The sequence below is a fragment of the Mesorhizobium sp. BHbdii genome (genome assembly GCF_053848045.1).
Genome location: NZ_JBSPKX010000003.1, coordinates 315,578 through 328,434, shown reverse-complemented (window position 1 = coordinate 328,434; position 12,857 = coordinate 315,578). Strand labels below are relative to the sequence as shown.

13 protein-coding genes are annotated in these 12,857 nt (G+C 59.1%); 10 read left to right on the top strand and 3 right to left on the bottom strand.

The window, feature by feature from the left end:
• Positions 1-6: 6 nt before the first annotated feature.
• The 5 genes from ACWTU8_RS18495 (at position 7) to ACWTU8_RS18475 (ending at position 5,070) form a co-directional block, all read left to right on the top strand.
• Entirely contained in the window at positions 7-1,194 is a 1,188-nt protein-coding gene (locus ACWTU8_RS18495; protein WP_455849305.1) for a hypothetical protein, read from the top strand.
• On the top strand, positions 1,184-2,356 hold the full coding sequence (locus ACWTU8_RS18490) for a hypothetical protein (protein ID WP_455849304.1): 1,173 nt from the start codon (positions 1,184-1,186) through the stop codon (positions 2,354-2,356). Before ACWTU8_RS18495 ends, ACWTU8_RS18490 begins: the two co-directional genes overlap by 11 nt.
• 193 nt (positions 2,357-2,549) lie before the next feature.
• Entirely contained in the window at positions 2,550-3,584 is a 1,035-nt protein-coding gene (locus ACWTU8_RS18485) for a hypothetical protein (RefSeq protein ID WP_455849303.1), read from the top strand.
• 38 nt (positions 3,585-3,622) lie between these two features.
• On the top strand, positions 3,623-4,387 hold the full coding sequence (locus ACWTU8_RS18480; protein ID WP_455849302.1) for a sulfotransferase domain-containing protein: 765 nt from the start codon (positions 3,623-3,625) through the stop codon (positions 4,385-4,387).
• Positions 4,384-5,070: a sulfotransferase family protein gene (locus tag ACWTU8_RS18475; RefSeq protein ID WP_455849301.1), complete on the top strand. Its 687-nt coding sequence runs from the start codon at positions 4,384-4,386 to the stop codon at positions 5,068-5,070. The genes ACWTU8_RS18480 and ACWTU8_RS18475 overlap by 4 nt, the downstream gene beginning before the upstream one ends.
• 15 nt (positions 5,071-5,085) lie before the next feature.
• Here ACWTU8_RS18475 and ACWTU8_RS18470 read toward each other — a convergent pair whose 3' ends face one another.
• Positions 5,086-6,003, bottom strand: coding sequence for a sulfotransferase family 2 domain-containing protein (locus ACWTU8_RS18470; RefSeq protein WP_455849300.1), 918 nt, complete (start codon positions 6,001-6,003; stop codon positions 5,086-5,088).
• 173 nt (positions 6,004-6,176) lie between these two features.
• Here ACWTU8_RS18470 and ACWTU8_RS18465 point away from each other — a divergent pair, with 173 nt between their 5' ends.
• The 4 genes from ACWTU8_RS18465 to ACWTU8_RS18450 all read left to right on the top strand — a co-directional run bounded on the left by ACWTU8_RS18465 (position 6,177) and on the right by ACWTU8_RS18450 (position 9,778).
• Positions 6,177-7,346 (top strand): glycosyltransferase family 4 protein, encoded by a 1,170-nt coding sequence (locus ACWTU8_RS18465; protein ID WP_455849299.1) that lies wholly within the window; start codon positions 6,177-6,179, stop codon positions 7,344-7,346.
• A 108-nt stretch (positions 7,347-7,454) separates the two neighbouring features.
• A complete protein-coding gene (locus ACWTU8_RS18460) occupies positions 7,455-8,270 on the top strand; it encodes a glycosyltransferase family 2 protein (RefSeq protein WP_455849298.1) in 816 nt (271 codons plus the stop codon).
• Between the two features lie 78 nt (positions 8,271-8,348).
• Positions 8,349-9,080: a glycosyltransferase gene (locus ACWTU8_RS18455; protein ID WP_455849615.1), complete on the top strand. Its 732-nt coding sequence runs from the start codon at positions 8,349-8,351 to the stop codon at positions 9,078-9,080.
• A gap of 242 nt (positions 9,081-9,322) precedes the next feature.
• Positions 9,323-9,778: an NUDIX domain-containing protein gene (locus ACWTU8_RS18450; protein ID WP_287335328.1), complete on the top strand. Its 456-nt coding sequence runs from the start codon at positions 9,323-9,325 to the stop codon at positions 9,776-9,778.
• Between the two features lie 107 nt (positions 9,779-9,885).
• Here the strand turns inward: ACWTU8_RS18450 and phnF are convergent, their stop codons facing one another.
• Positions 9,886-10,671, bottom strand: a complete 786-nt coding sequence (phnF, locus tag ACWTU8_RS18445) for a phosphonate metabolism transcriptional regulator PhnF (protein WP_455849297.1) — start codon at positions 10,669-10,671, stop codon at positions 9,886-9,888.
• Positions 10,668-11,849: an alpha-D-ribose 1-methylphosphonate 5-triphosphate diphosphatase gene (locus ACWTU8_RS18440; protein ID WP_455849296.1), complete on the bottom strand. Its 1,182-nt coding sequence runs from the start codon at positions 11,847-11,849 to the stop codon at positions 10,668-10,670. The genes phnF and ACWTU8_RS18440 overlap by 4 nt, the downstream gene beginning before the upstream one ends.
• Positions 11,850-11,965: 116 nt before the next feature.
• Here ACWTU8_RS18440 and ACWTU8_RS18435 point away from each other — a divergent pair, with 116 nt between their 5' ends.
• A complete protein-coding gene (locus ACWTU8_RS18435) occupies positions 11,966-12,826 on the top strand; it encodes a phosphate/phosphite/phosphonate ABC transporter substrate-binding protein (RefSeq protein WP_455849295.1) in 861 nt (286 codons plus the stop codon).
• Positions 12,827-12,857: the final 31 nt, after the last annotated feature.

The window sequence follows — 12,857 nt, the reverse complement described above, 5'->3', positions numbered from 1 at the left end:
GTCGCTGTGCCGAGCAGACGATCCATCCTTGAGAAGGCAAAAGCCGCCGACCTGCGCCCGCAAGGTGTTGACGGCAAGCGGCTGCAGAAGGTTCTTGATCGAGCAAAGAAGTTTTTTAAGCGTCCCTCGCGCCACGCTGACGAAAGCGTCGAACGACATATGAGCCTGATGGCGCAGAGTGTCGAGCGGCGTGACTGGCAGGCGGCCCGGGATCATGCGCTGGCACTCGGCCTGCTCGGTGAGCAGCTTGGCGATCCCGGGCTTGTCAAAAAAGCCGGGCGTGGACTGAGACGTCTCGGCGGCGGGAATCGTGCGTGGCAGTTGATCGCGTCGAGCAAGCAAGTGCCCGGCCGGCCCGAATGGGATGGCAGTGACCTTGCGGGTCGCAGGCTTGCCGTCGAGCGGCGCGAAGGCGATCTTGCAATCTTCTTCCAGTTCGCGTCGCTGCTTGGGCCGGTGGTCGCAGCTGCCGAACGATGCACCGTTTTGGTCGAGCCGCGACTTGCGCCACTTTATCGCAGAACATATCCTGGGCTCGATGTCAGGCTAGAAGGAGAAGGGGAGGTGGCGGCGACGGACGCCGACGTTTTCGCCTGCTTCGAGACACTGGCGAAGCACTTCTGGCCGGATGAGCCGACAGCACGCGCGCCCTTCCTCCCGTTGGAGCCCGACCGCCGACTGGTCGCCGAGCTACGCAGCACCTATCTCGCTCGCGGCCCGGGGCCTCTGATCGGCTTCGCCTGGGGAAGCCTGAACAAGAGCAAGGACCTGCCGGCTCTGGACGATTGGCGGGCGCTGCTCGGCAATCTGCCGGGACGTTTCATCAGTATGCAGTATGGCGATGTCGGGCCAGCGCTCGCCGAATTCGAACGCTGGGCGCCGGGACGCATCATCCATGACGCTTCCGTCGACCAGTTGTCGGATATGGACCGCTTTGCCGCGCAAATCGCGGCGCTCGATGCGGTGGTGACGATCAGCAACACCGGCGCCAATCTGGCGGGAGCGCTTGGCGTTCCGACTGTCGTCATGCTCGACGATGGGTTTCGGCTGTCGTGGCCTGCCTTCGGCGAGACCGTAGCCATATATCCAAGCATTCGACTGGTTCGGAAGGGCGGTCAGGCATGGGCGTCCGCAATGCAGGAAGCAGGTGGACAGGTTACGCAAATCATCAGTGGAGTTGTTGATGGCCGGTAGCCAACTCCTTCGCCGGTTCCGCCGCGGTGTCGCGCTTGCAGGCTATAAGTACAAGGTCTGGTTCCGTCGCCATCGGCGGCAGCTTTTCCTTCGCTGGCGTGATGGCGACATTGCCGATCAGATGGCGGATTATCGGCGAAGCATCGAGGCGCGCGATTGGTCTGCCGCACTGCCGAAAGCCCTGGCCCTGGGGTCGATTGCGAAGTCGCGGGGCGAGGTTCGCCTGCTCGACGAGCTTAGCAAGGCGCTGATGCGTATGGGCGCCTACGGCCCGGCGGCCGAGCTCAAGATCGCCAGGCGCCACATCGTTGAGGGCCGCGTCAACGGCGAATGGCTCGGCCAGGACATCTCGAACCTGGTCTTGCTCGTCGATCTGATGGAGACCGAAAAGCAGGGTCTGGCCACCGCGATCCATCATGCGAGTTCCGTCGGCCGTGCGCTCGCCCGGGCTGCTCGTTTGATCGTCCTGGTCGAGCACCGGTTGGTTCCGCTCTTTCAGCGGACATTTCCCGCCGCCGATGTGCGAGCTGTCGGTCCAGGGAACAAGGCCGCCTATGGCGAGGCGCAGGCCTTTGCGGGCGTTCAGCATCTGACGGCCGTGTTCGAGACAGATGAGACCACGATCCGGGAGCATTTCGTCCCCCTGAAGCCGGATCCGGCGCGGGTCGCTGAACTTCGCGCCCGCTATCGGAAGGATGGCCGGCCGCTGGTTGGCGTTGCATGGGGCAGCTCCAATCCTGGCAAGGACCTGCCGCCACTTACGGCATGGCGCGGGCTTATCAGCCGTGCCGACCTCCGGTTCGTTTCGCTGCAATATGGCCCGGTCGCGTCCGACCTGAAGATCCTGACCGATGGCAAGCCCGCGCTTATTCTCCATGACGGATCAATCGACCAACTTGTCGACATGGACCTTTTCGCGGCGCAGGTTGCCGCGATGGACGCCGTGGTAACCATCAGCAATACCGGGGCGCATCTGGCGGGCGCGCTCGGCATCCCGTCGGTCTTTATCCTTGGCGATGGGTTCAAACGTTCCTGGCCGGTCGCGGGCGATCGCACACCCTACTATCCTTCCGCCGTGCTGGTCTCGAAACGGGAAAGGCCTTGGGCCGTGGTGATGGAAGACGCACAAAACCACATGGGATCACTCATCAGCGCTGTTTGAGTCCACCACGCAAGGCATCGCGAGTGTGCCAGGCAGGTCCAAACCGGCGAAGTAGCCAAGCGCCTTTCTTGACGGCAAGAGCATTGTCAACTACCCGGCGGGGCGGCCGTTCAGAATTTCACGGAATAAGAGGCGATGCATATCTTTGGGTAGGTCGAGAACCAAGACGGCTTCTCCTGTCAGCGAAGGCTATGTGCAGCGGCTCCTCGCCGCGTACCGGCTTGTTCATCCAGGAAATCTGTTCAAGCGCGGGCGTATCTACGCCCGCGGCAGGGCAGCGACGAGGACTGTCTACTTCGTCCCACACAACCGCAACAATGTTCGGCTGCTGGCTGACGCGGCAGAAATTCTGGTTGACCGCGGCATCCGCTGCGTGTTCGCGCATCTCGATGGATTGAAACGCGGCGGCGTAGCGCGACCTGAACTCAACGCCCGGGGAATATCGCATATCGGCTTTGCCGAGCTCGAGCGGATGATCAGACCCGGCGACATGCTGGTGACTGGAAATGACTATGCGCCGCAATTCTTTAGGCGATTCATAGACTCCATCAACTTCGGCATGGTCCGTGTGGTCGGGCTGATCGGCGGTGCGCGACTGCTGCAGCCGCATCGATTTGTGAGAGCTGACTACATCCTGTCGATGGGACCAGCGGCGCTGCAGCAAAGACGCCAGCCGACATACGTTGTCGGCTCCCCGGTAATTGAGCGTGCCGTCGAAGGTGCTGGCGCCAGGCACGATGAAGGGCTTTTTGTGCTGGTGAACTTCAAGGGGGATATCGAAAAGCCCGCAGATCGCCAAGCGATTGAAGCCGTGGCAGGCGCATGTGCGAAACTCGGCCTTGCCTATGTTGTCAGCGTCCACCCCACGATGGTCGCAAAAGTCGATTTGCCGAACAAATCGACCCTGGATTTCGCACAGCTGCTCCCGGAGGCTCTGGCGCTCGTAACGCGCCCAAGTACCACTGTTTACGAAGCAATCGCCTGCGGCATTCCGGTGGTGCTGTTTCCGCTGGTTTCTCCCATGGTCGAGTTCGACAGCCCTATGGGCGCTTTCAAACCAACATTGTCGGAGCATGACCTCGTCGAGGATATCCGCGCTGCGGTCAGGTCAAGGCCGACTTATTTTGAGCAAAGCCGGGACTTCCTGAATGCCAATCTGTCGATTGATCCAAAGGTGCCGGCTTCGCAACGGATCGCCAATGCCTTAATCGATATTTACAATCGCTGACCTGCTCGATCAAAGTGCCCGCAATCGGAGTCCGCAAGTTGAGTTTGTTTTCCAACTTTTTTGCAAGAAAGCCGCCCCTCCTTGTCGTCTCGTTTCCCAAATCCGGGCGGACCTGGCTGCGCGTAATGCTTGACGATCTGGGCGTCGATGCGGCTTACACGCATGACGGTTCCGACCACAAGGATCTGCGTGACATTGCGCAGATAAGCACCGACAAATCTCGCTACAAACGCCAACGGATTCTATTGCTGACGCGAGACCCCCGCGACACTGCGGTATCTGGATATTTTCAGGTCAACAAACGCCATGGCCTGGAAGCAGGTCCGATCGGCGATTGTATAAGAAGCCCCAAACACGGTGTCGAGAAGATTGCCCTTTTCAACCTGCAGTGGTTTGCAGCCGCAAGTCACATGCGAAAGATTGCGCTTCTGCGCTATGAAGATGTGCAGCGGGATACAAACGAAGCATTGCGCAGCATCGGAAAATTCTTGGGAAAATCCTTTGAGGAGTCCCAGCTTGCCGATGTTGCCGTCAGCAGATCGTTCAAACGAATGCAGCAATCTGAAATCTCAGGAGAGCTGGGTGCGCGCTATGGCGGGAGATTGCAACCGCGCAATCCTGACGACCCGGAAAGCTTCAAGGTTCGAAAAGGTAAGGTCGGTGGTTATTTGGACTACCTCGGCGCGGATGATATTGCCTTTTGTGATAATGTGCTTGCGCGGCTTGATTACTGGAAGCGGCTCGATGAAGCCTTTCAGCGGCATGGCATATCTTATGCCGACGACAGGGCAGGTGTGAATTGATCCGATGCACCGGCTTTGTCTGCGGATGCGGACATAGCGGCACCACGCTGATAGCTACGATTCTTGCCTCGCATGCCGATGTCTTTTTGCCATTCGAAGAAACAAACGTGTTTTTCAAATGGGCTCCACTTGCGCTGTATCGCTACTCCAAGCTGAAACGGGCGGCCATTGGGGCGGGCAAGTCGGTGCTGCTTGAAAAGACACCGCGTCATATCAGACGTGTCGACCGGATACGACGCCTGGTGCCGGGCGCGAAGTTCGTGATGCCGGTACGCGATGGGCGCGATACCGTTGCTTCGCTGACAAGGCGGCTTGGCGATGCGACCGCGAGCCTGGATCGCTGGATTTCGGACAACACAATGGTCCTTGCCGAGCGCGGCAGCACGGACGTCCTGATTTACCGCTACGAAGATCTTGTCGATGACCCGGAAGCGACCGTCGAAAAGATCTGCACCTTCCTGGGATTGTCGTTCGATCAGAGTCTGCTCGACTATCATCGGAACCCGCAACGATGGTTCACACTTGATGCGCAACCCCAACATGCCGCATTGCGCAACCAGCAAGTGAACCAGCCAATTTATGATGGCCGCGGCCGCTGGAAAACCGAACTGGGTCAGCAGGAATTGATGGAGCTTACCGAGGGGCGTGGGAAGCCCCTGATGCAGGCGTTCGGATACCTTTGAAACCGCGCGACCGCTTTACTCGGGAAGCGCGCGCGGATAGCCAAACTGATCGAAGTCGCGCTCATACGCACGATAGATGGTATCCGCCAGTTCTGGCGTGAAGTAGTCGGCAAGCCTGCGGCGCGAGGACGTGTGCAGAGGTGGCATCGCCGCGCGTCGCATCTCGTCGCTTGCACCGACATGATCGAGAACCCGTTCGAAATCCTGGGCGAAAGTCTCGGTCTTGCCGATGAGGTCGAACGCAACTCCTGGAAGGTCGACGATGTCGCTTTGCCTCTGCCAATGCTTGTCGATGCGCCATGTGGAAGTCGTGCAGGCAAAGGCGACGAAATCTGCAAAGGACAGGGTCTTGTCAGCACCTACAGGCAGCGCCGGATCAGCCCGTTCGCGGTGGGCGAGATAGACCTCCACCCTGCCATAACCAGGCACAAGGGGACGGTCGCGATATTGGTCGGCCCAGCACGACAACAGCCTGACGTAGGGATTGCGAACGAAGGTAAATCGCAAGGCTTCAGGACTTGTGGCCATGCGATAGAACTGCAGGACGCCATGGCGAGGTGCCTGCAAGTTCGACGCCTTTCGGTTATGCACCTTCCAGTTCTGGTCGCTGCGCCACCCCGACACGGTGTCGTTGCCGATCATGGCTGCAAGGTTGCTGCGAATGCGGCTGCTCGCCGCCTTTGGCGTGGCGAGGTACAGGATCTTGAGTTGCGGGACTACGTCGATCAGGTCGTCCGGCAGGTATGCGGTTTCCATGGCTCTGCGGTAAAAAGCGAGCGCTTCCGGATTCGCCCAGGCAAGAAACGGCTCCTTGACCAGACCGCGAAGATTTCGCAGTCCTGGTCGCAACGAGCGCTCGAGGCGGCGGATCACGCCGATCTTGCGTTTTCCCGGAATGACCGAGTCGGCGGGCGAAACATGGCTGGTGGTCATCGGCAAAACCCTCGCCTTGAAAGCAGTCTACCAGTCGTGGCATAGCCGCAACCACGCAGAACTATAGCGAATTGCCCCTATCCAGGACCGGCTTGCTGCGCTTAATAGACTGCGAAGAAAGTCCCGCCAAGTTCGAAAGCTTATTCGTGGTGCAAAAGGCGTAGCGAGATCGCATGGATTTGTCACAGCATAATCAACGGGTTCAAGCGGAACCGAAGACGCCTATCCTGTTCGTACGCCAGCGCTATGCGCCATATGGCGGAGGCGAGATCATGCTGGAAAACATCATGGCGGCGTTCGCCGCGCGTCAACGGCCGGTGGCCGTGCTGTCCGGCGACTGGCCGCGATACGAAGGCATAGAATTCATCCATTGTGCCGGCCGCCGGTTTCCCCGCTCCCTGCGGGCGACGTCCTTTGCCCGAGCCGCATGCCGCAAGATCGCCGAAATGCCACTGGCCCTCGTGCAGAGCAACGATCGTCTTCCGTGCTGCGATGTCTTCCGGGCCGGGGAAGGCGTTCATGCCGCCTATCTTGCCGAGCGGCGGCGTTTCGAGACGCGGCTTGGCAGGGCAGTGACGGCGCTGAGTCCCTTTCATCGCCAGACGCTGCGTCTTGAACGCACAACCTATGCCAGCCCACGGCTTAAAGCTGTGATTGCCATTTCGAAAATGGTGGCTGAGGATATTATCCGTCACTACGACTATCCGGCGGAACGTGTCCACCATGTTCCCAACGGGGTCGACCTGGACCGCTTCAACCTGGAGCTGCGCCAACAGCATCGGGCGGCGGTCCGTGCGCAGCTCGATGTCGACGTTAACAGGCCGGTCGTCCTGTTTGTCGGCTCGGGTTTCGCGCGAAAAGGACTTCTTCCATTGATGAAGGCTGTCGCCACGTTGGACGGTGAGCCGGAGGTGTGGGTCATTGGCCATGATTCGCGCGCCAATGCCTTCAAACAGGCCGGCGACAGACTTGGTCTTGGCGCAAGGCTCAGGATGTTGGGGCCGCAGAAAGATATGTTGCCATGGTACGGCGCGGCCGACATTGCCGTGCTGCCTTCCATTTATGACCCATTCGGCACAGTGGTGATCGAAGCCATGGCCAGCGGCTTGCCCGCCGTGGTAAGCACCGGGTGTGGCGCGCGCGAGCTGGTCGATCGGTTCGAGCCGACGCTTGTTTGCGACGCAGCCAGCGTAAACGACCTCGCCGCCGGGCTTGCCCGTGCGTTGCAGCTGTCGTCACGGCCTGAGACTGCGGCAAAGGTCAGAGCGGCGGCCGAACATTACGATTTCAACGTCATGATCAGGAGAATGATAGCGCTCTACGAAAGTCTCGACCTGAGATAATTTTCGACATTTTTTTTGAATCCGTTAGTATCGCTCGGAGTGCTAACAGGCCGGGGGACCAGTTTCTTTGAACAACTGTAGCAGTTTTGACGCCGGAACCGTCTGACCGTGCCGGCGCTCTCAGTCATCATAATCAGCCGCAATGAGGAAGCGTGCATTGCACGTTGCCTTCGCTCGGTACATTTTGCCGACGAAATCGTCGTCCTCGACAACAACAGCACCGATCAAACCAGGGAAATCGCCAGTGGACTCGGGGCCAAGGTCCTGATTACCCTCGATTGGCCCGGTTTCGGCGCGCAAAAAAACCGTGCCCTGGCCGCGGCGACAGGGGATTGGGTCCTTTCGCTTGATGCCGACGAGTGGGTCGAGCCACCCCTCGCTGCAGAAATCAGAGCCGCTATCGCCAACCCACAAGGCTATGATGGCTTCGAAATACCAAGAAGATCCCGCTTTTGTGGGCACATCGTCCGCCATGGCGGCTGGTCGCCCGACTTGGTGCTCCGGCTTTTCCGTCGACAGTCCGGGCGCTTCAGCAACGACACGGTGCACGAGAAAGTTGTGGTGAATGGGAAGGTTACGCGATTGTCCCATCCTATGGAGCATGACTCCATCGCCGACCTGGCAGACGCGCATGACAAGATCGGCCGATACGCAGAAGCGTCCGCGGCGCGGCTGCTTACCGAGGGCAAAAGAAGCTCGATAAGCAAGGCGGTTTTGCGCTCGGTCTGGGCCTATATGAACAGCTATGTTTTCAAGCTGGGATTTCTGGACGGTTCGACCGGCGCGATGGTCGCCGCTTATTCAGCTAGCTACACCTATCAGAAATGGGCGCTTGTCGCATTGGGCAGCGAGACGAAATCCGCCGAAAAAAGCAGGACCGGCGTGAAAGGCAAATCCGTGCGATTCAGAAATCGTCCTGGCTAGCTTCTGCACCATTGTTGCCGAGCTGTTGCCAGACAGATAGTGTATGACCGTTTTGAAATTGGAGCCAAGGTACTGAATATGACTAATGCGTTTAGGGTATTCGTTGGATGGGACAGCCGCGAGCCGATCGCCTACGACGTAGCACGGCACTCTTTGCTTAAAAACGCTTCGGTGCCTGTCTCCGTCATTCCAATCAAACAGGACGAACTGCGTGCCCGTGAACTGTATTGGAGGGAGAAAGATCCACTCGCGTCAACAGAGTTCACCTATACGCGGTTTCTCACGCCTTTTCTCGCCGACTACACGGGTTGGGCTTTGTTCTGCGATTGCGACTTCCTGTGGCTCGATGACGTCGCAGGTTTGCTAGAATACACGAAATCGAACAAGGCGGTCTATTGCGTCCAGCATGATTATACGCCGAAGGCCACTACCAAGATGGACGGCGTGGTCCAGACGTCCTACCCACGAAAAAACTGGTCCTCGCTGATGCTGTTCAATTGCGCGCACCCTTCGGTTAAATCGCTTACGCCAGAGGTCGTGAACCGCGAAAGTGGTGCCTACCTCCATCGAATGCAGTGGGTCGCCGATGAGGACCTGGGCTCGCTGCCAGTAGAGTGGAACTGGCTTGAAGGTTGGAACGAAAAGCCGGCGCATGGCACACCTAAGGCGGTCCACTATACAAGCGGTGGTCCGTGGTTTGCCGAGTGGCAGAATGTCGACTATGCGGATCTGTGGATAGCCGAACGCGACGAATTCTTGAGTAGTGCCGAACAAACGGAAGCTTCTCTTTCGCGCTCGGCGAGCCGGTAGCTAATCCAACCGATCGGCCCGACCATATCGGACGTTTCGTCGAGATTGCCGACAGCGCGCGGTTCGTGCAGATCGGTGAACAGACTAGGCGTGCCTGGTCGAAATCGAACCGAGCGGGTTGTCGAACAGCCATTTTTGGCGACGTGCTTTCCAGCGCGCAGCGTTGGCACAGCGTCTGCTGCGCCAAGCCGGCAACTGCTTTGTCGTTGTTGCGGCATGCTGCATGGCAGAGGCTTGAGGCCATGGCGAAAAGAAGTGCGGGGATCCTGCCTTACCGCAGATCGAGCAACGAACTGCAGGTGTTGCTTGTTCATCCGGGCGGGCCGTTCTGGCAAAGCCGCGATCTTGGCGCATGGTCGATTGCAAAGGGCGAGTATGGTGATGACGAACAGCCCGAAGCTGCGGCACGTCGTGAATTCGTGGAGGAAACCGGCTGGGAGCTCGAGGGAGCACTGCTTGCGTTGGGGGAGCTGCGCCAGCGCGGCGGCAAGCTTATTACAGCCTTCGGCGTCGAAGGCGATTTCGACGCCGGCACTTTGCGGAGCAACATGTTCGAGATGGAATGGCCACCGCGCAGCGGCCGCATACAATTCTTTCCGGAGATCGATCGCGCAGGGTGGTTCGGCCTCGATATGGCCCGGGAAAAGATGCTTATTGGCCAGCGGCCTTTTCTCGACCGGCTTGTGGGGTCGGTCTAAAGCCGACCCAATGGCCGACCGACATCTTAAACTGGTCGTGCTGATCGCTACGCCCCAGGAACCATGGGCTGAGGCGAAGAGCATGTGACCACGCCATCGCGCCAGGATCAGAACACGAACTCGACAGACGTCAGCGGCCAGCAGCCGCGGGTCCATTCGATTGGAACGCCGTTGCGGTCCTCATTGACGGCATTGATGCGGAATACTGGTGTTCCGGGTGTCAGCCGCAGGATTTCGGCTTCATCAGGGGATGCAAAGCCGCCACTGATGCGCGTCTCGGCCCGCCGGTAATTCTCGATGTCATGCGCGCGGAAAACATCGGTCACCGACTGACGCACGTCGTACGTCTGCTCGAAATCAGGAAAGAGATGGGCTGGAAAGACCTTGGTATTGACGTAGACCGGCTGCTTATCGGACGTTCTGATCCGGCACAGCCGGATAATGGTGGCATCAGGTGCGAGACGCAACCGCTCCGCCACGGCCGGTTCTGCTGGTTCCCGGACGATAAGCAGCGTCTTGGTGCCGATTTCCTGGCCATGAGCTTCGAAATTATCGAGAAAGCGCTGGCCGTCGCGAACCGTGAATGTCGAGGGTAGGTTTCGCACGAAGATACCGACGCCCTTGCGAGCGGTGAGGTGGCCCTCATGCTGTAACTGCTGCAGCGCCCGGCGAAGTGTAATGCGGGTGACCGCGAGTTTCTCCGCCAGATGCGTTTCTCCGGGAAGTTGGCTGCCCGGCGGAAGACAGCCGCTCTCGATCAGATTGAAGATGTGATCGTAGATCTGCTGCCAGATCGGCGAATCGCTGCGTGGCCGAAAGACCAGCCCGTCAAAGGCCAGAAGACGATTGACGCTGCGCTCGTGTGGTGTTGGGATTTTCGTATTCTGGTTCATGAAGCCTTATTCACCGGCGATCGGTGTGCCGACCATCGGTTTACGCGCGAGAGTCCAGAGGAATAGACAATTTGTCCGTGAACCATGGTGGCCACCACACGCGGATGCTCTGGATCGCCGGCATCGACGAGGATCAGATCCGCTCGGCGGCCGGCAACAAGCAATCCGCGATCGTCAAGGCCGGCTACCCGGGCCGGATTTGCCGAGACCAGATTCCAGATCATGGGGAAATCGCTGGCCCCCGGAGAAGACAGCCTGAAGGCCGCATGCAGAGGCGAGGGATAATGGTAGTCACTGGTCAGCACCGTGCAGAGCCCGGCTCTGATGGCCTCGGTGGCATTCAGCGCTCCATTATGGCTGCCGCCGCGCACGACATTGGGCGCGCCGAGGATCACATCCTCGCCCATTTGCCGCGCGGCTTTCGCCGTTTCGAGCGTCAGTGGAAACTCCGAAGCCTTTGCACCGAGACCGCGGAAATACATACGTTCTTCGGGAGACGCTTCGTCATGGGCAAGAAGCACATTGCCATTGGCCCGTGCAGTCGCGGCCAGCTTCCCAATCGCGATCGCTACGTCGGCCCGGCGGGACCAAATCTGATCGAGCAACGCCATATATTGCTCACGGCTCAAGCCGGACCGTTCCGCCATCTGGCCGATCTTGCTTGCGATCGTGCCGTTCAATACCGACCCGGTCGTATGGTCGTTGAGAGCAATGATCGGTCGCGGCCAAAGAGAGAGCCATTGTATGACCTGCGCCATCTGATCAAGCGCGAAGGTCTCCCAGCGCAGATGCACACGCGTATCGCAGCTAAGAGTATCGCGGAGACCGCAGAGCGCGCCGATCAGTTGCTTGGCGGCTTCGAGCGAGCGAAGTCCGGGCTCCCATGACACCGTGACGCCGTGAAAGGCTGTGGTTACTCCATTGGCGACAAGCTGGCGGTCCGTATCTTTCAACGCCAGCGCCGTGTCGAAGCGGACACCCGGCCGCGGCATGATTTGCCGCTCGAAGCCGTCGCCGTGGATATCGACGATCCCCGGAAGCACGAGCAGACCATCGGCATCGATTATGGACGCATGGGCCGCTTGGATCTCTGACAGTATCCCGCCGGCAATGCTCAGGTCCGCGGTTTCAAGTCCCCGGTCGGTAAGGATGCGACCACCCTGAATGTGCCAGTTCACTGTATCCCTCTAAAAGCAAAGCCTGCCGGTGGCGCCCACGAAATGTCACGAGCACGTCATCTGCTGCGTATACGGATTAGCGGGTAACAGTTTCCTGTCTATACAGCAAAGGGAAAATGATGATCCGCACCATCGCAACCGCACTCGCGCTGACGCTTGCCTCCGCTCTTCCAGCTTTTGCGGAGCCGGTGAAATTCGCGGTAACCGACATGGAGGGACTGGAGGCTCTTCAGCAGGAATTCGGCGCTTTCCAGACCGCTCTTGAAGAGGCGACCGGCCTGGATATCGAGCTGTTTCCGGTCAGCTCGCGGACCACCGCCGTCGAGGCCATGAATTCCGGGCAGGTCGATCTCGTCCTGACCGGTCCTGCTGAATACGTGGTCATGAAGGAATTAAGCCAGCCGAAGATTGTTGTTGCCTGGCAGCGCCCCGATTATTTCGCTCAGATCGCCGTACTGGCGAATGGACCGATCCGCTCGATTGAAGACTTGAAGGGCAAGAAGATTGCATTCGGCTCGGTAGGCTCCACCTCCCAGCACCTCGGCCCCGCGCAGGCGCTGGCCGATTTCAACCTGAAATATGCCACCGACTACGAGCCAGTGATCATATCGCGCAATATCGCGGCTGAGGCTCTCATCCGCGGCGACATCGCCGCTACCGGCTTGAATTTCGGTTATCTGAACTCGGTCCGGGAAGCGTTCCCCGACACTGCCTTCTCGGTAATCGCACGGGGCCGCGATCTGCCGAACGACATTCTTGTCGCCCGTAAGGACATTTCAGACGACGTGTTCGTCAAGGTCCGCGATGCCTTTGCGAAGAATGGCAACGAGCTGATGAAAGCGATCCTGACAGGCGAGGACAACCAGAAATTCAAGGGCGGTTTCTTTCTGACTGATGTCAGGGACTCGGACTACGACTATGTCCGCTCGATGTACCGCACGATCGGAATCGAGACCCTCACCGACTTTGTAAACTGAGGCTTGCTCCTTTTCATCGCAAAGGCGGCGG